A 22,194-nucleotide genomic window follows, 5' to 3' on the forward strand; every position below is an offset into this window, starting at 1 on the left:
GACCTTAGTACCCCGCGTACCGTCCCGGCTTGTGATTGGCGATGATCACCGCGCTAAGCGCCACGGCGCTGGCGATCGACAACAGCAGCTTGTCGAAGCTGATCGTGAAGAAGGCGGTGGCCACGACGACGCAATCGGCCGCCATCTGCACCTTGCCGGCGCTAATCCCGCGCCGCTCCTGCAGATAGAGCGCCAGCACCCCAATCCCGCCCACGCTGGAGCGATGCCGGGCCAGGGCCAGGATGCCCATGCCGACGATCGTGCCGCCGAAGATCGCCGCGAAGATCGGATCGACGCCCGTCACCTTCAGCCAATGGGGCATGGCGTAGGCGAAGCCGGCCAACAGTAGGTTCGTCGCCAGGGTCTTGAAGGTGAACATCCATCCCAGGGTGCGCTGGGCCAGCACATAGAACGGCAGGTTCAGCACGAAGAAGACGACGCCCACCGGCCAGCCGCTCAGGTACGAGACGATCAGCGCCACCCCGGCGACGCCGCCTGTGACCAAGCCTGCAGCCTTCAGCAGGGTTAGGCCGACAGCGATGAAGCTGGAGCCGATCAGGAGGGCGTGAACGTCCTCCAACGCGGTATGACGATGCGGATTCATGGAGATCAGGCAGGGGTCTTCGTCAGGATGACACGCATCCCCGCCTCGCCGTTTCCCCCTAGCCGCCCCTCTAGAGCATTTTCTGGTAAGTGCGAAACGGTATTGGGTCGAAAAATGCCCCAAACTTTTCAGTTGGAGCCTTTTTTACCCAGCCCAGTGAACTCAGCCGGATCGGAAAGAACTCTGCCCCCGAAAAAACTCGGTCCGGCGACGTCTCTTTAACCGCCTTCGCTTGATAGAGCGCGGCCGGCGCGTCATATATCAGTTTCTCGCGGCGCGCCCAGCGCGGCGCGAATACGTTTAGCCATACCCTTCAACTGCCTCGGAGCCGCCCCTATTCGCCGTCCTATGCAAACGCCGCCCGTCAAGGACGGGCCGCGTATCAACGATGAAATCCGTGTCCCCCGCGTCCTGCTGATCGACCAAAATGGCGAGAAGCAAGGCGAGATGCCGACGTCCGCCGCCCTGGAAGCGGCCGAGGAGGCTGGTCTGGACCTGGTGGAAATCGTTCCGAACGCCAATCCTCCCGTCTGCAAGATCCTGGACTACGGCAAGTTCAAGTTCCAGGAGCAGAAGAAGAAGAACGAGGCGCGCAAGCGGCAAAAGGTCGTCGAGCTCAAGGAAATCAAGCTCCGCCCGAACATCGACGTTCACGACTACGAAGTGAAGGCCAAGTCGATGCATCGCTTCTTCGAGGAAGGCGACAAGGTCAAGGTGACCCTGCGCTTCCGCGGCCGCGAAATGGCGCACCCGGAACTCGGCATGAAGCTGCTGCTCAAGGTCAAGGCCGACTTCGACGAAGTCGCCAAGGTCGAATATGAGCCGCGCATGGAAGGCCGACAAATGATCATGATCCTGGCCCCGCGCTAGGATTGGATCACGGATAGAGATCGAAACGCCCCGGCCCCACGGCCGGGGCGTTTTGTTTTATCTATCGGTTCGCGCATCTCGACAGTCCCTCAACCCGTGATAGATTTTTCACGGGGTTGGGGAGTCTCTTGTGATCAAGTCGTTCTTGGCCGCGGGCGCGGCCTGCTTTGCTTTGTGCTCCAGCGCCGCGTTCGGCGCGGAGAAGCCCGATCTGGCGATCTACGGGCGATTGCCGCAGTTCGAAGGGGTCACGATCTCGCCAGATGGCTCGAAGCTGGCGCTGATCCTGACCGACGGCGAAGAGCGCCTCCTGGCCATTCGCACCCTGAACGGCCAGACCCTGGCCGGCGTCAAGGCGGCGAAGACCAAGCTCCGCGGCGTTCTCTGGGCGGGAGAAGACCACGTCGTCATGCTCTCCACCCAGACGGCGAACGTCTTTGGGCTAAGCGGGCCGGCCCGAGAATACATGATGGCCGTCGACTTCAATCTGGTGACTCGCAAGCAGTCTCTGCTGCTGCGCTCGCAGCCTGAATCGATGAACGTGATCCTCGACCGACCGATGGTCCGCACGGTCGATGGCCAGCCCGTCGTCTTCGTGGAGGGCATCCACTTCTTCGACAATACCGGCGTCAACACCCTCTTTCGGATCAACTTGAAGGACGGCGCCACGCGCATGCTGGACGGCGGCGTCCGCATGGACACCGACGGCTGGCTGGTCGACGCGGCCGGCGAACCGGTGGCGCAATCGCTCTACGACGGCAAGAAGGGGCGCTGGAGCCTGCGGATGAAGATCGGCTCCAGTTGGAAGACGGTCGACGAGGCGGACTCGCCGATGGGCTCCTACGGGCTTTCCGGCTTTGGCCGCGACGGCAAGTCGGTGCTGGTCTGGCGCACCGACGACGAGAACAACAGCATCCTGCGGGAGTATCGCGGGGTGGGCGCCCACGAGGATTTGCCCGGCGATCTTGATCTGAGCGGCTTGCTGCACGATCCCGACAGCCTGGGGCTGCTCGGCGGCTACACGCTGAAGGGCGACGATCTCGCCTACACCTTCTTCGACCCTGTCAGCCAGAGGGCCTGGGACTCCGTGACCAAGGCCTTCAAGGGCGACCGCGTCAGCCTGGCGTCCTGGTCGAAAAACCGGCGGCGTGTCGTGGTTCACGTCGACTCGGCCGTGGACGGCCCAGCCTATGCGTTGATCGATCTCGACACCAAACGCGCGAGCTGGCTCGGCGAAATCTATAGGGGCCTGAGCGCCGAGGCCGTCTCGCCTGTCCGCCCCGTCAAGTACAAGGCCGCCGACGGTCTGGAGATCACCGGCTATCTCACCCTGCCCAAGGGCCGCGATCCCAAGAACCTGCCCCTGATCGTGCTGCCGCACGGCGGTCCCGAGGGACGAGACTCGCCTGGCTTCGACTGGTGGAGCCAGGCCCTGGCCTCGCGCGGCTATGCGGTGCTGCAGCCAAACTTCCGGGGCTCCGAGGGCTTTGGCTGGGACTTCGTCAAGGCCGGCTTCGGCGAGTGGGGCAGGAAGATGCAGACGGATTTGTCCGACGGCGTCCGGGATCTGGCCAAGCAGGGGATCGTCGATCCCAAGCGCGTGTGCGTCGTCGGCGCCTCCTACGGCGGCTACGCGGCGCTGGCGGGCGCCACGCTGGACCGAGGAGTCTACCGTTGCGCGGTCTCTGTGGCCGGCCCCTCCGACCTCAAGAAGATGCTGCTGTCGGTTCGCGACGCCCACAATGGCAGCATGTCGGCCGCGCAACGCTACTGGCTGCGCTTCATGGGGGCCGACGGGATCAAGGACCCCGATCTGGCGGCGATCTCGCCGGCCCGCCTGGCCGACAAGGTCGAGATCCCCATCCTGCTGATCCACGGCAAGGACGACACCGTCGTGCGCTACGACCAGAGCCAGATCATGGCCGACGCGTTGAAAAAGGCCGGCAAGCCTGTCGCCTTCGTCACCCTGGACGGCGAAGACCACTGGCTCTCGCGCGGCGCCACGCGGCTGAAGATGCTGAGCGAGACCGTCGCCTTCGTCGAAAAGCACAACCCGCCGGAGTAACGATTACAGCGGTCGCCAAGCGGTGGGTTCGGGGGTAAACCCCGCCCGCGATGTCCGATACCGCTCACAGCACCCGCGCGCTCGCCGTCCTGCTCCTGGTTGTCTTCATCAACCTGGTGGGTTTCGGCGTCGTCATCCCGCTGCTGCCGTTCTACGCCAAGGCGATGAACGCCGCGCCGTGGCAGGTGACGATGATGTTCGCCGCTTACAGCCTGGGGCAGTTCTTCGGCGAGCCGTTCTGGGGGCGCCTGTCGGACCGCATCGGACGGCGGCCTGTGCTGATCGTCACGATCGTCGCCAACGCCATCGCCTACGTCGCCTTGGCCTTCGCGCCGAACATCTGGATCGCCATGGCCATCCGCCTGGTCGGCGGCTTCGGCAGCGGCAACATCTCGACCATCCAGGGATACATGGCCGACGTGACGCCGCCCGAGAAGCGGGCCGGGCGCATGGGCCTGCTGGGCGCGGCGTTCGGCGCGGGGTTCGTCATCGGCCCGTCGCTGGGCGGCTTGCTAGCCCGTCCCAGCGCCGGCCAGCTGGGCTTCCAGATCCCGCTGTTCGTCGCCGCCGGCATGGCCGCGGCCGCCGCGATCGGCGTCGTCGCCTTCGTCAGCGAAAGTCGGGCGCGCGCGGCCCACGACGTCATCCAACCCGGAAGGGGCGAGGCCCTGGCCCAAGCGGCCGCCCACCCGATCCTGTCACGCGTGCTGATGGTCACCTTGGTGTCGACCGGCGCCTTCGCGGGCATGGAGTCGATCTTCGGCCTCTGGGCCAACGCGCGCTTCGCATGGGGACCGCGCGAAGTGGGCCTGTGCTTCGCGGTGATTGGCGTCATCGCCTCGCTGGGCCAAGGCGTGCTGACCGGCCGCCTCGCACGGCGGTTCGGCGAGGGACGCGTCCTGACGACGGGCCTTGGCGTCATCATGCTCAGCCTGTTCGCCACCCCCTTCGCGCCACACCCCAGCCTGGCCCTGGTCGCGGTGGGCTGCACGGCCTTTGGCCAGTCGCTGGTGTTCCCGTGCGTCGCCGCCCTGATCTCGCGCGCTAGCCCGGCGGATCGCCAGGGCCAGATGCTGGGCCTGAACATGGCGGCCGGCTCCCTGGCCCGGATCGCGGGGCCCTTGACCGCCGGCCCGCTGTTCGGCTTGGCGGCTGGCGGCCCCTACTGGCTGGGTTCGGCGCTGATGATCCCGGCCATCGCCTTCGCCCTGACCATCGTCCACAGGACCAAGGCGGCCGCCTGATCGCCGCCGCCGCGCTGCGCACCCTTGCCAGCGGCGAGTCTTTCCTGTAGCAACGCCGCCTTTCCGGAACCGCCTGGCCATTGGCATGCCATGGCGGTTCGTCATGCTTCCAGAGGACGGGGCGAAAGCTCCGACGCGAAATGCCGAAGTTGAAGACGAAGTCGGGCGCCAAAAAGCGCTTCAAACTGACCGCCACGGGCAAGCTGAAGGCCGGCGTCGCCGGCAAGCGCCACCGCCTGATCGGTCACAATGGCAAGTACATCCGCCAACAGCGCGGCACGAAGGTGATGAGCGAGGCTGACGCCAAGATCATCCGCACCTACCTGCCCTACGGCCTTTAAGAGGAGCGCTGACACATGGCTCGCGTTAAACGGGGCGTCGTCGCCCACGCCAAGCACAAGAAGGTTCTCGAGCAAGCCAAGGGCTTCTACGGGCGCCGCAAGAACACCATCCGCACGGCGAAGGCCGCGGTCGACAAGGCCGGCCAATACGCCTACCGCGACCGCAAGGTGCGCAAGCGCGCCTTCCGTTCGCTGTGGATCCAGCGCATCAACGCCGGCGCTCGCCTGGAAGGCTTCACCTACTCGCAATTTATCCACGGCCTGGACGTGGCGGGTATCGTGATGGACCGTAAGGTCCTCGCCGACATCGCCGGCGCCGATCCGGTTGCGTTCAAGGCCATCGCCGACAAGGTTCGCGCCGCCCTGGCCTAAGGACATCTGGGTTTTCGAAGCCCAATCGATCCTGAAAAGCCCTCCGGTGCGAACCGGAGGGCTTTTTGCTGCGCGCTCCCCTACTCCCCCGCGACCAAATCCTCTAGACGGATGCCCGTCATGACCGATCTCAACACCCTCGAAGCCGATGTGCTGGCCCAGGTGGCCGCCGCTGGCGATCTCTCGACGCTCGACGCGGTCCGCGTGGCCGCTGTCGGCAAGACCGGCTCGATCTCGGGCCTGCTGAAAACCCTGGGCGCGATGAGCCCCGAGGAGCGCAAGACCCAGGGCGCGGCGATCAACGCTTTGCGCGACAAGGTCACCGAGGCCATCGCCGCCAAGAAGGCTGCGCTCGAAGCCGCCGAGCTCGACGCGCGCCTGGCCAGCGAGACCCTCGATCTGTCCCTGCCCGCGCCCTACCGCCGCAAGGGCAGCGTCCACCCGACCATGCAGACCATGGACGAGATCGTCGCGGTCTTCGCCGAGATGGGCTTCGCCGTCGCCGAAGGTCCGGACATCGAGGACGACTTCCACAATTTCACGGCTCTGAACTTCCCCGAGAAGCACCCGGCCCGCGAGATGCATGACACCTTCTTCTTCAATACGAAGGAGTCGGGCGAACGCATGCTGCTCCGCACCCACACCAGCCCCGTGCAGGTGCGGACCATGGTGTCGCAGAAGCCGCCGATCCGCATCATCGCGCCGGGCCGCACCTACCGCGTGGACAACGACGCCACCCACACGCCGGTGTTCCACCAAGTCGAGGGCCTGGTGATCGACAAGGGCATCCACATGGGTCACCTGAAGTGGACCCTGGAGACCTTCCTGGCGCGGTTCTTCGAGACCGACGCGGTCACCACCCAGTTCCGCCCGCACCACTTCCCGTTCACCGAGCCGTCGGCCGAGATGGACGTGCAGTGCGACCGCTCGGGCGGCGAGATCAAGATCGGCCAGGGCACGAGCTGGCTCGAGATCCTGGGCTGCGGGATGGTTCATCCGAACGTCCTGCGCGCCTGCGGTATCGATCCGGACGAGTACCAGGGCTTCGCCTTCGGCATGGGCGTCGACCGCCTGGGCATGCTGAAGTACGGCATGCCGGACCTTCGCGACATGTGGTCGTCGGACGTCCGCTGGCTGTCGCACTACGGCTTTAGCGCCTTCGCCGCGCCGAACCCGGCCAGCGGCCTGAGCTGATCGCCCTTCTGGAATTCCACCAACCCCTCCGCGCGGCGGCGGGGCTTGGAGATTGAAAATGAAATTCACGCTCTCCTGGCTCAAGGATCACCTTGAGACCACCGCCACCGTTCCCGAGATCGTCGCGGCCATGACCATGGCCGGGCTCGAGGTCGAGCACGTCATCGATCCGGCGACCAAGCTCGCGCCCTTCACGGTCTGCAAGATCGTCGAGGCCGCCCGCCACCCGAACGCCGACCGTCTGCAGGTCTGCCAGGTCGACACCGTCGATGGCCGCAAGGAGATCGTCTGCGGCGCGCCGAACGCCCGCGCGGGCCTGACCACCATCTACGCCCCGATCGGCGCCTACGTGCCGGGCCTGGACGTGACCCTGGTCGAGAAGCCGGTGCGCGGCGTCGTCTCGAACGGCATGCTCTGCTCGGCCGCCGAGCTGGAATACGCCACCGAGAGCGACGGCATCATGGAGCTGCCCGACAGCCTGGCGGTCGGCACGCCGGCCGTTGACGCGCTGGGCCTGGAAGCCGTCATCGACTTCGAAGTCACCCCCAACCGCCCCGACTGGCTGGGCGTCGCCGGCATCGCCCGCGACCTGGCCGCCGCGGGCGTGGGTAAGCTGAAGGACCTGTCGATCGCGCCGGTCGCCGGGACCTTCCCCTGCCCGATCACAGTCAAGGTGGACGGCGAGGCCTGCCCGGTGTTCGCCGGCCGCCTGATCAAGGGCGTCAAGAACGGCCCTTCGCCCAAGTGGCTGGCCGACCGCCTGACCGCCATCGGCCTGCGCCCGATCAACGCCCTAGTGGACGTCACCAACCTGATCTCCTACGACCGTGCCCGCCCGCTGCACGTCTATGACGCGGCCAAGCTGGTCGGCGCGACGATCGAGGCCCGCCTGGGCCGCGGCAAGGCCGAGACCACGCCCGGCGACCAGCCCTCGCCGGCCGAACATCACGACGAGCAACTGATCGCTCTGGACGGCAAGACCTACGACATCACGCCGGAGATGTGCGTGATCGCCGACGCCCAGGGCAACCGCCCGATCGGCCTGGGCGGCGTCATGGGCGCGGCGAGAGCACCGGCTGCTCCGACGAGACGGTCGACGTCTTCGTCGAGAGCGCATGGTTCGAACCGATCCGCATCGCCCAGACGGGCCGCGCCACCGGCATCAACAGCGACGCCCAGTACCGCTTCGCCCGTACGGTCGACACCGGCTCGGTCGTGCCTGGCCTGGAGCTAGCCACCAAGCTGATATCCTGGAGCTGTGCGGCGGCCAGCCGTCGGACATTGTTGTCGCCGGCGAGGCTCCGGCCGCGCCGAAGGGCTTCGCCTTCGACCCTGCTTACGTCGAGCAGCTGTCGGGCCTGTCGGTCTCGGTCGACCGCGCACGCCAGATCCTGGTCGACCTGGGCTTCGACGTGAAGGACGGCTCGCCCTGGACCGTCACGCCGCCGACCTTCCGCCGCGACGTGGAAGGCAAGGCCGACCTGGTGGAAGAAGTCGCGCGCATCGCCGGCTACGGCGCCCTGCCCTCGACGCCGCTGCCGGAAGCGCCGCGCGCGGTCGGCGGCATCCTGACCGCCAAGCAGGCCCGCGCCCGCACGGCCCGCCGGGCTCTGGCCGCCGCCGGCTACGCCGAGGCCGTGACCTACAGCTTCACCAGCCGCAAGACCGCCGAGCTGTTTGGCGGCGGCGCGGCCGAGCTGGTCCTCGCCAACCCGATCGCCTCGGAACTGGACTGCATGCGCCCGTCGCTGCTGCCCAACCTGATCGAGGCCGCCGGCCGCAACGCCCGCCAGGGCTTCCCGGACGCGGCCCTGTTCGAGATCGGCCCGACCTTCCACGGCGACAAGCCGAACGATCAGCGCACCGTCGTCTCGGCGATCGTGGTCCCGAAAGCGCCGCGTAGCTGGAGCAAGGCTCCGCAAGACGACGTCTTCACCGTCAAGGGCGACCTGCTGGCCCTGCTGGAGGAGCTGGGCGCCCCCGTCGCCTCGCTGCAGACCGCGCAGGGCTCGGCCTCGTCCTGGTGGCACCCGGGCCGCTCGGCGCGCCTGCAACTGGGCCCCAAGGCGGTGATGGCCGAATTCGGCGAGATCCACCCGGCGGTCCTGAAGGCCCTCGACGTGGCCGGCCCGGTCTACGGCTTCGAGATCACCCTGGAGGCGATCCCCGAGCCGAAGAAGAAGTCGGTCAAGACGCGCCCGGCCTTCTCGCCCTCGGCCCTGATGCCGCTGACCCGCGACTTCGCCTTCCTGGTCGAGAAGACCAAGGCCGCCGGCGACCTCGTGAAAGCCGCCGCCGGCGCCGACAAGGCGCTGATCACCGCCGCGCGCGTGTTCGACGTCTACGAAGGCCCCGGCGTGCCGGAGGGCTTCAAGTCGATCGCGATCGAGGTCGTGGTCCAGCCCCGCGAAGCCACCCTCACCGACGCCGAGATCGAGGCCCTGTCGGCCAAGATCGTCGCGGCGGCCGAGAAGGCCGGCGGCAAGCTGCGGGGGTAAGAGCTGAAATCCTCCCCCTAGCGGGGGAGGTGTCCGCGAAGCGGACGGAGGGGGAAGTTCTGCTGGCCCGGTAACTCCCCCTCCGGCCTTCGGCCGCCTCCCCCACGGGGGGAGGATTGTCCACTTTCCAGGCGCCAAGCCTCACCACGGGCAAAACCCGCCCCCTCCGCGACCGAACGTCCCTGGCTGGGGCAAGCCCTTGCGCGGCGCCAAATGTCACGCTACCTGTAAGAAGCGCTCACTGGAGTCATCGCTTCCACATGCAATCGACCTTCGCCTTCGCCGCTTTCGTGACCACCGGCCTCGCCGCCGTGGCCGCGATGTCGTGCGCGGTGTCGATGTGGAACATGATTAACCAGATTAAAACCGTGCGAGTTCGAACGGGGCAAAATCGGCGCAAGCAGCGGTAGGAAACCCTACCAAACCCAAAGCCGAAGGATCGCAAGATCTCCAAAAAGCCCCGCTCCCACGAGCGGGGTTTTTTGTTGCGCGGTTCCTCGGTCCTCCAAGTCTCTCAAATCCAAGGACCACCTCGATGAGCTACCTGCCCTCTCCACCCGCCTTCCACAGCGACGCTGACGGCGTCACCGTGCACCAGTTGCTGCTGGCCGCGCAGGACGCGCCCAGCGCGCTCGACGCCGTTCGCCAAGGCCTGGCCGACAGCGGCGCCGAACTGTGCGGCCTGACCCTCAAGCCCGTCGGCCAGATCGTCGAAGCCTCGCTGCGCGTGCGCCATCTGGGCGACCAAGCGGCCCGCCTTCTGGCCCGCGACCTCGCCGCCTGGCCTGGCGTGAGCTCGGCCTCGGTAGAGCACCAGTGGGTCCGGCCGTGCGCGTAGACCCTCTCAAACAGGAGGATGAGAAACGTCGTCTCTTCCTCGTCACCGCCGAGGACACGCCCGACGCCCTGATGCGCGTCTTGGGCGTGGCTTCGGTCCAGCAGGCGCGGTTGCGCGCCCTGTCCGCCGCTCCCGAGGGCCAGCACCTGGCCATTCGCCTCGAGATCGACGACCAGGGCGACGCCCGCGCCGAAGCCCTGGCCTCGCGCCTGGCCGCCTGTCCTTCCGTGCGTGGCGTGGGATTCGGCTGGCGGCAGTAACCAAACAGCGCTCTCGTACGTATCTGAGGTGAGTTCCGCCTCCGGAGACCACGATGCGCCGCCTGCTTGCCCTCCTCGCCGCCGCCTTCGCCCTGCTGATCACGGGCGCGCCCGCCCTCGCCGCCCCCAAGACCGAGACCGCCGTCTTCGCCGGCGGCTGCTTCTGGTGCATGGAGCACGACATGGGCGGCATCCCCGGCGTGCTGAAGGTCGAGAGCGGCTACACCGGCGGCCACGTCAAGAACCCGACCTATCGGGACGTCACCAGCGAACGTAGCGGCCACTACGAGGCCGTTCGCGTCACCTACGACCCCGCCAAGCTGGACTACGGCTTCCTGCTCTATCGCTATTGGAAGCTGGTCGATCCGACCGACGATGGCGGCCAGTTCTGTGACCGCGGCCCGTCCTACCGTCCGGCCCTCTTCGTCACGCCCGCCCAGCGCCCGATCGCCGAAAAGTCCCGCGCCGAGGCCGCCAAGCGCCTGAAGACGGGAACGATGAAAGCCCAGATCCTGCCGCTGCAAACCTTCTATCCGGCGGAGGAATACCACCGCGACTACGCCAAGCGGAACGCCGCCAACTACAACGCCTACCGCGTGGGCTGCGGCCGTGACGCGCGGCTCAAGCAGGTGTGGGGCGGATAGCGTCGCGGTAGCGTTCGGGCTTCTCCCTCGCTAGGTTGCGCACCGCAAGCGGAGGCCTTGATGACGAAACCGGTTCTGGAGTTGTGGTTGGAGCGCGGCCTTTTCGCGTCGCGCTGGCTGATGGCGCCGTTTTATGTCGGCCTCGTCGTGGCCCTGGCGGCGCTGATCGTCGTCTTCTTCCAGGAGCTGGCGCACGAACTGCCGCACGTCCTGTCGATGAAGCCGGAGGACGCGATCCTGATGGCGCTGTCGCTGATCGACCTCTCCCTGGCCGCGAACCTGCTCGTGATCGTGATCCTGTCCGGCTACGAGAACTTCGTCTCGAAGATCGATACGGCCAGCCATGAGGATCGGCCGGACTGGATGGGCACGGTCGACTTCTCGGGCCTGAAGATGAAGCTGATCGCCTCGATCGTGGCGATCTCGGCCATCGCCTTGCTCAAGGCTTTCCTCAAGCTGACGGAGCCTGGCCAGACGGTCGATCAGGTGCGCCTATTGTGGCTGGTGGTCGTGCACTTGTCGTTCGTCGCCTCGGGCGTCCTGCTGGCCGTCATGGACTGGCTGAACGGCAAGGTGGAGAAGCACTAGACTTCTCCCGCCCGCCCTAGAACGGCAGCGTGCGCCGTTTGCGGCTGTAGCCGAGGTAGCCGATGTTGGCGCCCAGACGCAGACCAACGCCCGCACGGATCGGCGCCAGGGTGATCTCGTCGGCCTTCTGGTAGTTCACGCCGAGGCCGCCGATCAGGTAGGCGCTGCCTTCGACGCCCGGGAAACGACGGAAGACGGCGTCGGGATACTGCAGGTTATAGCAGAGGGTGAAGACGCGGCTGGCGTTGCCGCCCCAGTCCCAGCCGATCGACGGGCCTTGCCAGAAGACCTCCATCGTCGGGCGGCCTTTCATGTAGAGCAGGCCCCGGCCGTAGCGCAGGCCAATGGCGATGGCGCCCGAGCCCTCCTCGCCCGCGATATAGGCGGTGGGTTGGCCCTGCTCCTTGAACACCCGCTCGATCGCCGCGCCGGCGCTCTCGGCCGTGACGCCCAAGAAGTCCGAGGTCGCGCGCACCATCTCGTCGCGCGAATAGGTCGAGGCGCCGCCCGTCTCATAGTTCGGGCCGCTGGCCCCCGCCGGCGGCGGATTGGCCTGCAGGGCCAGGGCGTCGGTCGCCGAGGCGGTCAGGCCGGCGGCGGCGCCGGAGAGGATCAGCTTGCGACGGTCCATGGGTGGGCCTCCAGGTCGATTACTTTGCAACACTGTTGCAAGCCATTGGGACGGGTTTGCGGCCCCAAACTTAACGCGGGGTTAAGCATGTCCGCCCGCGTCGCCCCCCCCGAAACGCAACGCCCCTCGCGAACCGGGCCAAATGTGCTATGCGCAGCCCATGACTTCGACGCCTCTCGACAAGATCCGTAACTTTTCCATCGTGGCGCACATCGACCACGGCAAGTCCACGCTGTCCGACCGCCTGATCCAGACCACCGGCGGCCTCACCGCGCGCGAGATGAGCGCGCAGGTGCTGGACAACATGGACATCGAGAAGGAGCGCGGCATCACCATCAAGGCGCAGACCGTGCGCCTGACCTACAAGGCCGCCGACGGCGAGACCTACATCCTCAACCTGATGGACACCCCCGGCCACGTCGACTTCGCCTACGAGGTCAGCCGCTCGCTGGCCGCCTGCGAAGGCTCGATCCTGGTCGTCGACGCCTCGCAAGGGGTGGAAGCCCAGACCCTGGCCAACGTCTACCAGGCCATCGACAACAACCACGAGATCGTCCCGGTCCTCAACAAGGTCGACCTGCCCGCCGCCGACGTCGACCGCGTCAAGGCGCAGATCGAGGACGTCATCGGCCTGGACGCCTCCGACGCCGTCGAGTGCTCGGCCAAGACCGGCCTGGGCATCCCCGACGTGCTCGAGGCCATCGTCACCCGCCTGCCCCCGCCCAAGGGCGACCGCAACGCCCCGCTCAAGGCCCTGCTGGTCGACGCCTGGTACGACGCCTACCTCGGCGTCGTCGTCCTGGTCCGCATCTTCGACGGCACGCTGAAGGCCGGCCAGCAGGTCCGCATGATGCAGACCGGCGCCACCCACCGCATCGACAAGGTCGGCGTCTTCACGCCCAAGGCCACCGACGTCGCCGAGCTCGGCCCCGGCGAGGTCGGCTTCTTCACCGCCTCGATCAAGGAAGTGGCCGACGCCGCCGTCGGCGACACCATCACCGACGAGAAGAAGCCCACCGCCGAAGCCCTCAAGGGCTTCAAGGAAGTGGTCCCGGTCGTGTTCTGCGGCCTCTTCCCGGTCGACGCCGCCGACTTCGAGGACCTGCGCGCCGCCGTCGGCAAGCTGCGCCTCAACGACGCCAGCTTCACCTACGAGATGGAGAGCAGCGCCGCCCTGGGCTTTGGCTTCCGCTGCGGGTTCCTTGGCCTCCTCCACCTGGAGATCATCCAGGAGCGCCTGTCCCGCGAGTTCGACCTCGACCTGATCGCGACCGCCCCCTCGGTGGTCTACAAGATCAAGCTGCGCAACGGCGACGAGATCGAGCTGCACAACCCCGCCGACCTGCCCGACGTCATGCAGATCGAGGAGATCGCCGAGCCCTGGATCAAGGCCACGATCTTCACCCCCGACGAATATCTGGGCGGCGTCATCAAGCTGTGCCAGGACCGCCGCGGCATGCAGCGCGAGCTCTCTTACGTCGGCAGCCGCGCCATGGTCGTCTACGACCTGCCGCTGAACGAGGTGGTCTTCGACTTCTACGACCGCCTGAAGTCGATCTCGAAGGGCTACGCCAGCTTCGACTACCAGCTGGAGGACTACCGCGCCGGCGACCTCGTCAAGATGTCGATCCTGGTCAACAGCGAGCCCGTCGACGCCCTGTCGATGCTGGTCCACCGCAGCCGCGCCGAAAGCCGCGGCCGGGGCATGTGCGAGAAGATGAAGGAGCTCATCCCCCAGCACATGTTCGTCATCCCGATCCAGGCCGCCATCGGCGGCCGCATCATCGCCCGCGAAACCGTCCGCGCCCTGCGCAAGGACGTGACCGCCAAGTGCTACGGCGGCGACGCCAGCCGCAAGCGCAAGCTTCTGGACAAGCAGAAGGAAGGCAAGAAGCGGATGCGCCAGTTCGGCAAGGTCGAGATCCCGCAGGAAGCCTTCATCGCCGCCCTGAAGATGGACGAGGATTGATCGGGGGCGGCTTTAGCGCCGGATCGTTGGGTTTAGAGCGCCCCCGCCGGGAGACTGGCGGGGGTTTTGTTTTGGGCTCATCGCCGACCTTGAAGGACTGCTTCCTTGGCTTAAGAGGGGCGGGTAACGACCGTCTATGCAGTTTATATTCATCCCAATTTTCGATATCAACGGTCGTAATCCAGATATGGATCGGCAAAATTCAGATAAATCGTCAAATTTTCGCTTGTTCCCATTATGTTTCGCCGATATGAATCTGCCTTGTTATTTTTTGGGTGGATCGTCTTATGGAACATTTTGCTGTGGTGCAGAGCATTGTTCGCGCCGCGCTAGCGGGCGATCAGGCGGCCTTGGGCAAACAGGTCGCCCGTTTGCGCGAAAGGCTGGAGAAGGCCGGCGCGGCGAAGGAAGCCGCGACGCTGGAGCGCCTGCTGGAAGCGGTCGAGGAAACCCGCGAGATGGCGCCCAGCCGCGTCGAGGTGTCCCGCTTCCTTGTCGCTGGCGAGCGACTGACCCGCGAAGTACATCCGCCAATCGATCGCGAAACCGGCGCACGGCTGTGTTCGATTGATTTCGCCAGGGATGGCCTGCCGGCCCCGATCTATGGCCCAACCATCCTGGGAACGATCGAAGGTCTACTCCAAGAGTGGAACAGTGCAGCGGCGCTTCAATCCGTCGGCGTCGAGCCGACGCGCACCTTGCTCATCTATGGCCCTCCGGGGTCGGGCAAAACGGTCACCGCGCGCTACATCGCTGAGCGTCTTGGCCTGCCTCTGATCACAGCCCGCATTGACGGGCTGATCTCTTCGTTCCTGGGCACCACCGCGCGCAATATCGCCAACCTGTTCGACTTCGCCAATCGCTATGCGTGCGTGCTTCTTCTCGACGAGTTCGATGCGCTCGCCAAGCTTCGCGACGACCCTCAGGAGATCGGTGAAATCAAACGCGTGGTGAACACCCTGTTGCAGAACCTCGACATGCGGCGCGAGTTCGGCATCACCGTCGCCATCACCAACCACGACCGCCTTCTCGATCCGGCGGTGTGGCGGCGGTTCGAGACCCATGTTCACATGGGCGAGCCTGAGGCGGGCGCCCGGGAGCAGATGATTGCCCGCTTCCTGCGCCCGATCAGCGCGGAGCCCGCCACCCTGCGGATTTTCGCCTACTGCTTGGCTGGCCGTTCCGGTGCCGATCTGGAGCGGGTTTGTGCGGCTGTGAAGCGTTGGGTTGCGTTGAGTGGCGATGCGCACGATGGGCCGGCCCTGTTCCGGGCGCTGAGCGCAGTGTTGGCGCGAGCCCCATCACTGGACCACCAGGCTGCGCGTATCCTGGCCGCCGACTTGGAGGCCTTTGTCAGCCTGATCGCCAATGATGCTGACGCTGGCCTCAAGCAGACCGAGATAGGCGACGCAACCGGCTATGCCCAATCCAAGATAAGCGACCTGAAGAAGGCCAAGCTGCATCTGCCGATGATGGAGGCTGTTCATGCCTAACAATCCGGTCCAGATCATCCTCAACGATCAGGACTTTCACCAAGCGCCCGAGCCTGGTCAGCCTCCGCGTACCAAGGACTTCTACGACGGGGCCGATGCTGCCTTCGCTGCGCACAAGGCCGAGCTGCTCGCGGCAGTCGACGCGGTGATCGCGGCTGTACAGAAGAGCCCACACGGGCCGGCCACCTATCTCAAGGTCCAGATGCGTCCTGAGGCGCTGGCCAAGTCCTATCGCCCGGGCTGGCTCTTCAAGCGCGACCAGTTCCCGTGCGTCGGAGCCGATGCGGTCGGAACGCTCTACTTTAGGGCTCCACTGATCTACCTCGCGACGCTCCGGGCCCGGATCGAACAGGCTGAACTGAAGGTCGCCACCAAGTACCGCCTGCGCGACGGTGAGGCCTACAAGGCCCCTACCTACGCACGGCAGGAGGTCGGGGCTATCGAGTCTATCGAGATCGCTCCACCCGAGCAGAAGCGTTCGTTCTCGGTCTCGGCGGCTCTCGCTGCCTTCGAAGACCCGCGCGTTGTTTCCGGCTACCAGATCGAGCTCTTCGAGACGCCGGAAGAAAAGGTCATTGCCAGCGATCTTACGGGACGTGCAGCGCTGCGCCGTTCGCTGGAGCAAGTGTTGCTGTCCACAGGCGCTGGCGCGCGCAGCTTCATCGCATCGGCGATCGGTCGCACGCCGGTCATGGAGTTGCAGCTCACCCGTAGCGTCCAGCCAGCCCTGGTGGACAACCGCACCAGCCTCATCCGTTCCGACCTGGTCTCTGCGCCGCCCCCGGCTCCGGTCGACTTGGATCCGGCCCGCCACGAAGCGGTGCTGAACGCCTTGCAGGAACACCCCCTTGTTCGGGCGGTACTGCCGCCGGTGCTTTTGCAGCTTACCGACGAGGAGACACCGACGCGATCCGCCGAAGGGCTTTCCCAGGGAGACGAGCCGTTGGAAATTCCGACGCCGGCGAGCGGGGCCAGCTATCCGGTCGTCGGGGTGATCGACTCCGGTGTCGGCGAGTGTCTCGAGGACTGGGTCGTCGGGCGGTTCGACTTCCTAGATGAGACGGAGTTCAACGCTGTCCACGGCACTGGGGTGGCCGGCCTGATCGCGGTGCCGCAGTTGGTGAACCCGCCTACGGTGGTGCCGGAGGCAAACGGCTGCCAAATTTACGACGTGCCCCTTTATCCGACCGGGACGTTCAGTGAGAAGTTTCCACGGGGCTTCACCGACTTCTTGGAGGAGGTCGAGCAGGCGGTAGCGGAGGCCAGCCAACAGCACGGCGTGCGGGTCTTCAATCTATCTATCAACGCCGTGTCGGACGTCGAACGCCACCGCTACAGCATTTACGCTTCGCGCCTGGATCAGATCGCCGACACCTACGGGGTGATCTTCGTCAACTCCGCCGGCAATTTGCCCAGGGCCCAGGCGCGAGCGCCTTGGCCCAGGAAGCCCAGCGAGGCGGTGTCCTATTTAGCTTCGCGCACTTCGCCTGATACCATCTTCAAGCCGTCCGAGAGCGTGCGCTCGATTTCGGTGGGGGCGTTAAACCCACCCGGCCTAGCGGATGTGGCCGGGGCGCCGACGATCTACACGACGCGCGGGCCAGGCCTGCAGGTAGGGGTCAAGCCAGATGTGGCCGCGTACGGCGGCGTCGGCGGGGCTAGGCCGGGCGCGTCTACTGGGCTCAGTTCCCTGACGCCGGCCGGTCTTCGTCAAGACGTGGTGGGCACCAGCTTTGCCGCGCCCCTAGTGGCGCGTGTCCTGGCGGGTCTCGACGTGGCGACAGAGGGTGGGCTGACCACCGAGGCCTTACGCGCCATGTTGCTGCACCATGCGGTCATGCCTGAACCGCTAACCAAACGCGGTCACAAGCAACTTGCCAGGCAGTTCGCCGGTTTTGGCCAGCCGGCTCAGGTGGTCGATATGCTAGAAACCGGCGATCACCAGATCACGCTGCTGTTCCAGAGCCGGCTCAGCATCGGCGAGCGCAAGCCGGTCATCCTGCACTTCCCGTTCACCTGGCCTCAGAGCCTGACCACGCCTGATAGCGCCTGCTCGGGGCGCGCTCGGATCACGCTGGTCTACTCGCCGCCGCTGGACCCGGCCTTCGGTGCAGAATTCGTTCGCGTCAATCTTGAGGCTAGTCTCAAGCAACGTCAGACCGAACCAGCAAAAGATGGGCGCGCGCGATACCTCAACCAGATCGACGCAGCGTATCTGCCAGGGTCGGCGAAGCTAGCTATTCCAGAGCGGGCCTTGATCGATCACGGCCTGAAGTGGTGGCCGTCCAAGCAGTACGAGAGTACTTTCAAAGAGAACGGTGAGTCCTCGCAGTGGTGTTTGGAGGTCACTAGCTTGGTGCGGGCCGAGGCCAGCTTCCCTGCCGAGGGCGTGCCGTTCGCTGTGCTCCTAACGCTAGAAGACCCTGAAGGTACGCGGCCGATCTTCCCGCAATTCCGCCAGGAGCTGCAAGCTAGCCGCGCTGATGCTCGGGATGTTCGCACGGCCATCCGCCTGCGCAACCGCAGCTAGACCGGCCAAAGCGACGTGTGCGATGGCACCACTTTCTTCGGGCTTCCGACAGGTCCCACAGGGGCAATAGATGATCGGCTTTTTGCTTGAACGTATTCTGGAGCTTCTCCTCGCAAAGCGCGGCGAGGGAGCTCGGGCCATCATCCACGCTGTGCTCGGATGGCTTGCCTTGGTCAGCTTGATCGCAGGAATTGCCCTTTGGTTTTCCGGGTCGAAGTGGTGGTCTGGATTCTTAGTTGGGACATTCGACACCCTGCTCGCCATAGCGCTGACTAGGGACTGGAAAGCATATGAGGCTCGTTCGCGACCTCCAGCTTCGACGTCAGAGTTTCACGCCCTTGACTGAGCGTTCTGGTGCTGGAGAAGCGCGGCGCGTTTCGCGCCCAACTCCCCCCACCTCTTCCCACACCTAACCCCCTGAAATCCCTCACCCCGACCCCGCTCTACGCCCCGCCGCGTCCCCGGTGTCCGGAGCGGCCGTATTCTACGGCCATGAGCAGATCACATCCCGACGCCCGCGCCACCTGGTTCCGCCTCTCGGAGGACTCGTGGGCCCAGATCGCCGAAGAGTACAAGAACGGCGCGACCGCCGCCGAGCTGGGGGCCAAGTGGAAGGTCTCGGTCAGCAGCGTCTATCGCCACGCCTGCAAGGACGGCTGGACCAAGAAGGCGCACGCCGACGATCTGGCGCGCGAGCACGCCGCGGCCTTCGAGGCCGAGGCGGAGGCCGCGCGGCGGGCGGCGCTGGGCGGCGCGGGGCCGCCGCCCAGCGAGCTCTGGCTGACCGGCGACGAGGACGACGACGACGCCGATGGTGAGGCCCTTAGCGCCTTCGGCGCGTCCTTCGAGGACAAGGCCGCCTTTTCGCCGGGGTTCGCGCCGGGGGCGCGGGTCCCGCCCCCGCCGCTCTCGACCGATCCCTCCGACCTGAAGGCCGCGACGCTGGCGCGGCTGGCGGCGGCGATCCAGTCGGGGCGCGACCAGGAGGCGCTGAGGCTGGCCACCCTGGCCGACCGGCTGACGCGGCTGGCCTCGGCCGACGACGAAGGGCTGGGGTCGTTTCCGGGCGGCGGCGCGTCCGACGGCGACGAGCCCTATGACGCCGAGCGGGCGCGGCTGTTGATGACCGGCTTCGTCGACTGGCGGCCGTCGCGGGCCCAGGTCGAGCACGAGACGGCCTACATGTTCCGCTCGATCTACCTGATCGCCCTGGCCATGCTGCTGAAGCCCGACACCGTGCCGGGCCTGTTCAAGCGGCGGGTCAGGCGCTTCCGGCGCGACTATCTGGGCGAGGACGATCCCCAGGCGATGGAGGCCGCCGAGATCATCACCGAGGGCCTGCTGCGCGAGCAGGAGGTGGTGGCCATGGACTTCACCGGCGTCGCGCCGCGGCCGGCCCGCAAGCTGCCGGCCAGGACCTGGCCGCCGCCGCGTCCGCCCTACCCCTCGCGCAAGGACCTGGCCAAGGAGGCCACGCCCCTGCCGCCGGCCGAGCCCCCGCCCGGGGCGGTGCGTTATGGGCGGCGAGGGCGGTAGGGACGGAGCGGCGCTAGGGCCGGCCGCCTTCGGCCAGGTGTTGCGCCTCCCACCAGCCCAGCAGCTGCTGCTCGCGCATGGCCGCGAAGAAGCGCATCAGGATCTGGGCGTGGCGCTCGGAGAAGGCGCGCCAGCGGGCCTCCTCCATCAGCGCGGGCGGGATCAGGTAGCCGCGGCCGACCTTCTGGCACAGGCCGTTGTCGGCGATGCGCAGGGCGTTGCGGCGGACGCTCTCGAACGGCAGGCCCAGGGCGCGGGCGATGGCCGAGGCGGTGGCGGGCTTGCCGTCGGCGGCCAGGCTGCCGTCGAGGATCGCGAACAGCATCACGACGGCGAAGGGGTCGCCGACCATCGGCATCAGGGCCTCGATCAGGCGCAGGAAGTGGTTGGTCCACAGCCGCATCATCTGGCGCATGGGCGGGCGCTGGTCGGGCGCGGCGGGCTCGACCGGGGCCAGGGCGCCGGCGCGGCGGAGGTTGGCGTAGAAGCCGGTGAAGGCGCTCCAGGTCTCCAGCGCCATCGCCAGCGCGTGGGGTGAGTTGGTGAAGGTCTGGGGCATGATCACGCCGTCGTCGCGCATGACCAGCACGCCGGCCTCGACCAGGCTGACCACGCGGCGGCGGGCGGTCTCCTGCGGGACGCCCAGCGAGACGGCGATCGAGCGGACGCGGGCGGGGCGGCGCAGTTCGTCGGGGGGCGAGGCCTCCAGCCCGGCGTAGGCCTTCTGGAACTCGGCGTCGCGCTCCATGGGGGCCAGGTTGGCCTGGGCGATGGCCAGCATCAGCAGGGTGTCGATCGCCGAGCGGTGGCCCAGCTGTCGGAAGCCGTTCGGGATCAACTTAGCCGAGAAGGCCAGGCACAGTCCTTCGCAGGTCCTGTCCACCGTCGCGGTCGATGCCGTCATGATCTCGAAATCCCGGGATGGGATCCGGGACCTGCCCCAATGTTCGGCCCCCTCCTCCATCCTCATTATGCGCCCCGCCGTGATCTAGGGCGCATCTCGGGTGAACGCAAATCACATCCTGAGTGTTCTGGCGCGCGGCGCGGAATTTACTCGAACGGCGGCTTCAACCGGAAGAAGCGCGCCTCGCCCAGCAGGTCGTAGACGCGCCGCACACGGAAGGCTTCGGGGCGGGCGCGGGCCAGGGAGAGCTCGGCCTCGGTCAGGCCGAACGGCGCGACCTCGGCGCCCAGGCTGGTCTTGACCGCCAGCAGGCGCGGGGCGGCCTCCAGGTCGAAGCTGATGACGTCGCAGCCCTCGGGATCGCTGGCGTGGGCCAGGCGGACGCGCTGGGCGAGGTCGGGGCGGCCGTGGTCGGTGAGGCGGCGGGCCTCGTGCGCGACGATGCTGGCCGCGCCCACGCCGGGCAGGAAGCGGTCCTGCGCCGCGCGGGCGGCCAGATCGAAGCGCCGGATGATCCGGGCGAGGGTCGCGTCGGGCGGCACGGGCTGGGGCGGGGCGGCCTCGAGCAGCGGGACGGCCGGCGGGGCGGCGAACAGGGCGTCGGGGCGGACGGCGGCGGCCAGCAGGGCGGGCTTGGCGAGCAGGGCCTCCTCGACGGCGGTCAGCAGCGGCGGGTCGTAGGTCCAGCGCGGCGGCGAGTCCTTCAGCACCGGCAGGCCGATCAGCGACAGCACCGCGGTGATCTCGCCCTGCTTGGCCATGACCGGCATGCCGGACTTGCCGGTGACGAAGCGGACGGTGCGGTCGTGGGTGGCGCGGTCGACCGGCTTGCCGGCCAGGGTCTTCTCCAGCTGGGTCAGGTAGTCCCCGACCACGACGGCGAGCTCCGCGCCCGTCCACTCGCGCCCGATGGCCTCCCGTTCCGCCGAATCCCCCGTCATCGGACGATCCTGCGCCAGGGCGGCCCCCGGCGCCAGACGCTTGAGCCGCTAGCGCCCCCCGGCCGCGTTGCCGGCCGAGGCGCGCGGGGCCTCCTGCACCGGCGTCTGGTCGCCCTGCAGCCCGGCCAGCTCCATGGCGCGGCGCAGGGTGGTGACCGGCGCGCCGCCGTCGACCTTGAAGGTCAGGCTGGCGGTTTCGGCGGGGTTCTCGCCGAGATTGGCGAAGCCCCCGACCCGCTCGGCGTTGAAGGTCACCCCGTAGGTCCGCCCCGCCAGCACGCGGCACAGCAGGACGAAGGTCTTCTGGTCGGAGAGCAGCCGCGGGGTCTTCACGCAGTCCATCGGCTCGGCGCCGGGCGCGGGGGCGTAGTTCCAGGCGGCGGGCGACATCTGCTGGTCGAAGGCGGCCTTCAGGATCAGCACGCCGGGCGTGACGCTCTGGTCCTGGGCCGGATAGGTCGAGACCAGCCTGGGCGGCGGGGTCGGCGGCAGGATCAGCACCGGCGAGACCGCGTTGGCCGCCTCGCCCGGCGCCGTCTGGACCTGGGCGCGCGCGGCCGTTCCGCCCAGGACGGCGCAGAGGACGAGGACGGGGACCAGGCGGCGGCGCGACATCTTTCCAGATTGGCTGGCGAGCGCGGCCTTCTCAAGGCGCCAATCGAGGCCTAAACC

The 22,194-nt window shown here is 67.1% G+C and carries 20 protein-coding genes and 2 pseudogenes; 16 read left to right on the forward strand and 6 right to left on the reverse strand.

What is annotated here, in order from left to right:
• Window positions 1–4 precede the first annotated feature (4 nt).
• Entirely contained in the window at window positions 5–604 is a 600-nt protein-coding gene (locus CSEG_RS16190) for a YitT family protein (RefSeq protein WP_041538343.1), read from the reverse strand.
• Between the two features lie 348 nt (window positions 605–952).
• On the opposite strand from CSEG_RS16190, the gene infC reads away from it, so the two are divergent.
• The 7 genes and pseudogenes from infC (at window position 953) to pheT (ending at window position 9,188) form a co-directional block, all read left to right on the forward strand.
• Window positions 953–1,474 carry a translation initiation factor IF-3 gene (gene infC, locus CSEG_RS16195; RefSeq protein WP_013080311.1) on the forward strand — a complete coding sequence of 174 codons (522 nt, stop codon included), beginning with the start codon at window positions 953–955 and terminating at the stop codon, window positions 1,472–1,474.
• A 130-nt stretch (window positions 1,475–1,604) separates the two neighbouring features.
• Window positions 1,605–3,539, forward strand: a complete 1,935-nt coding sequence (locus CSEG_RS16200; protein WP_013080312.1) for an alpha/beta hydrolase family protein — start codon at window positions 1,605–1,607, stop codon at window positions 3,537–3,539.
• Between the two features lie 50 nt (window positions 3,540–3,589).
• Window positions 3,590–4,783, forward strand: a complete 1,194-nt coding sequence (locus tag CSEG_RS16205) for an MFS transporter (RefSeq protein WP_013080313.1) — start codon at window positions 3,590–3,592, stop codon at window positions 4,781–4,783.
• A gap of 140 nt (window positions 4,784–4,923) precedes the next feature.
• Window positions 4,924–5,124 carry a 50S ribosomal protein L35 gene (rpmI, locus tag CSEG_RS16210; RefSeq protein ID WP_013080314.1) on the forward strand — a complete coding sequence of 67 codons (201 nt, stop codon included), beginning with the start codon at window positions 4,924–4,926 and terminating at the stop codon, window positions 5,122–5,124.
• A 15-nt stretch (window positions 5,125–5,139) separates the two neighbouring features.
• Window positions 5,140–5,496 carry a 50S ribosomal protein L20 gene (gene rplT, locus CSEG_RS16215; protein ID WP_013080315.1) on the forward strand — a complete coding sequence of 119 codons (357 nt, stop codon included), beginning with the start codon at window positions 5,140–5,142 and terminating at the stop codon, window positions 5,494–5,496.
• Between the two features lie 120 nt (window positions 5,497–5,616).
• Window positions 5,617–6,690, forward strand: coding sequence for a phenylalanine--tRNA ligase subunit alpha (gene pheS / locus CSEG_RS16220; protein ID WP_013080316.1), 1,074 nt, complete (start codon window positions 5,617–5,619; stop codon window positions 6,688–6,690).
• Window positions 6,691–6,748: 58 nt separating this feature from the next.
• Window positions 6,749–9,188: pseudogene (gene pheT, locus CSEG_RS16225) on the forward strand (phenylalanine--tRNA ligase subunit beta).
• Here the strand turns inward: pheT and CSEG_RS23800 are convergent.
• Window positions 9,187–9,309: pseudogene (locus tag CSEG_RS23800) on the reverse strand (hypothetical protein); the annotation flags it as partial. The pseudogenes pheT and CSEG_RS23800 overlap by 2 nt on opposite strands.
• A 139-nt stretch (window positions 9,310–9,448) precedes the next feature.
• Between CSEG_RS23800 and CSEG_RS22670 the strand changes: the two are divergent.
• The 5 genes from CSEG_RS22670 to CSEG_RS16250 all read left to right on the forward strand — a co-directional run bounded on the left by CSEG_RS22670 (window position 9,449) and on the right by CSEG_RS16250 (window position 11,518).
• A complete protein-coding gene (locus tag CSEG_RS22670; RefSeq protein ID WP_106907222.1) occupies window positions 9,449–9,598 on the forward strand; it encodes a hypothetical protein in 150 nt (49 codons plus the stop codon).
• Window positions 9,599–9,723: 125 nt separating this feature from the next.
• A complete protein-coding gene (locus tag CSEG_RS16235) occupies window positions 9,724–10,026 on the forward strand; it encodes a hypothetical protein (RefSeq protein ID WP_013080318.1) in 303 nt (100 codons plus the stop codon).
• Window positions 10,005–10,286, forward strand: a complete 282-nt coding sequence (locus CSEG_RS16240) for a hypothetical protein (RefSeq protein WP_013080319.1) — start codon at window positions 10,005–10,007, stop codon at window positions 10,284–10,286. The genes CSEG_RS16235 and CSEG_RS16240 overlap by 22 nt, the downstream gene beginning before the upstream one ends.
• 53 nt (window positions 10,287–10,339) lie before the next feature.
• On the forward strand, window positions 10,340–10,930 hold the full coding sequence (gene msrA / locus CSEG_RS16245) for a peptide-methionine (S)-S-oxide reductase MsrA (RefSeq protein ID WP_013080320.1): 591 nt from the start codon (window positions 10,340–10,342) through the stop codon (window positions 10,928–10,930).
• A gap of 60 nt (window positions 10,931–10,990) precedes the next feature.
• Window positions 10,991–11,518 carry a TIGR00645 family protein gene (locus tag CSEG_RS16250; protein ID WP_013080321.1) on the forward strand — a complete coding sequence of 176 codons (528 nt, stop codon included), beginning with the start codon at window positions 10,991–10,993 and terminating at the stop codon, window positions 11,516–11,518.
• A gap of 16 nt (window positions 11,519–11,534) precedes the next feature.
• On the opposite strand, the gene CSEG_RS16255 is transcribed toward CSEG_RS16250, so the two are convergent.
• Window positions 11,535–12,149 (reverse strand): DUF1134 domain-containing protein, encoded by a 615-nt coding sequence (locus CSEG_RS16255; RefSeq protein ID WP_013080322.1) that lies wholly within the window; start codon window positions 12,147–12,149, stop codon window positions 11,535–11,537.
• Between the two features lie 160 nt (window positions 12,150–12,309).
• On the opposite strand from CSEG_RS16255, the gene lepA reads away from it, so the two are divergent.
• The 4 genes from lepA to CSEG_RS16275 all read left to right on the forward strand — a co-directional run bounded on the left by lepA (window position 12,310) and on the right by CSEG_RS16275 (window position 19,677).
• Window positions 12,310–14,118, forward strand: coding sequence for a translation elongation factor 4 (gene lepA / locus CSEG_RS16260; RefSeq protein ID WP_041538703.1), 1,809 nt, complete (start codon window positions 12,310–12,312; stop codon window positions 14,116–14,118).
• A 287-nt stretch (window positions 14,119–14,405) separates the two neighbouring features.
• Window positions 14,406–15,611, forward strand: coding sequence for an AAA family ATPase (locus tag CSEG_RS16265; protein ID WP_013080324.1), 1,206 nt, complete (start codon window positions 14,406–14,408; stop codon window positions 15,609–15,611).
• Window positions 15,604–18,141, forward strand: coding sequence for a S8 family peptidase (locus tag CSEG_RS16270; protein WP_013080325.1), 2,538 nt, complete (start codon window positions 15,604–15,606; stop codon window positions 18,139–18,141). Before CSEG_RS16265 ends, CSEG_RS16270 begins: the two co-directional genes overlap by 8 nt.
• 492 nt (window positions 18,142–18,633) lie before the next feature.
• Complete coding sequence (locus CSEG_RS16275; RefSeq protein WP_041538344.1) at window positions 18,634–19,677, forward strand: hypothetical protein; 1,044 nt, start codon at window positions 18,634–18,636, stop codon at window positions 19,675–19,677.
• A 13-nt stretch (window positions 19,678–19,690) separates the two neighbouring features.
• On the opposite strand, the gene CSEG_RS16280 is transcribed toward CSEG_RS16275, so the two are convergent.
• The 3 genes from CSEG_RS16280 to CSEG_RS16290 all read right to left on the reverse strand — a co-directional run bounded on the left by CSEG_RS16280 (window position 19,691) and on the right by CSEG_RS16290 (window position 22,137).
• The gene (locus CSEG_RS16280) at window positions 19,691–20,581 is read right to left on the reverse strand and encodes a hypothetical protein (RefSeq protein ID WP_013080327.1); all 891 of its coding nucleotides are present in this window, start codon (window positions 20,579–20,581) and stop codon (window positions 19,691–19,693) included.
• A 146-nt stretch (window positions 20,582–20,727) separates the two neighbouring features.
• Entirely contained in the window at window positions 20,728–21,522 is a 795-nt protein-coding gene (locus tag CSEG_RS16285; RefSeq protein WP_013080328.1) for a protein NO VEIN domain-containing protein, read from the reverse strand.
• Between the two features lie 48 nt (window positions 21,523–21,570).
• The gene (locus tag CSEG_RS16290) at window positions 21,571–22,137 is read right to left on the reverse strand and encodes a hypothetical protein (RefSeq protein ID WP_013080329.1); all 567 of its coding nucleotides are present in this window, start codon (window positions 22,135–22,137) and stop codon (window positions 21,571–21,573) included.
• Window positions 22,138–22,194 lie beyond the last annotated feature (57 nt).

Source organism: Caulobacter segnis ATCC 21756, assembly GCF_000092285.1.
Taxonomy (GTDB): domain Bacteria; phylum Pseudomonadota; class Alphaproteobacteria; order Caulobacterales; family Caulobacteraceae; genus Caulobacter; species Caulobacter segnis.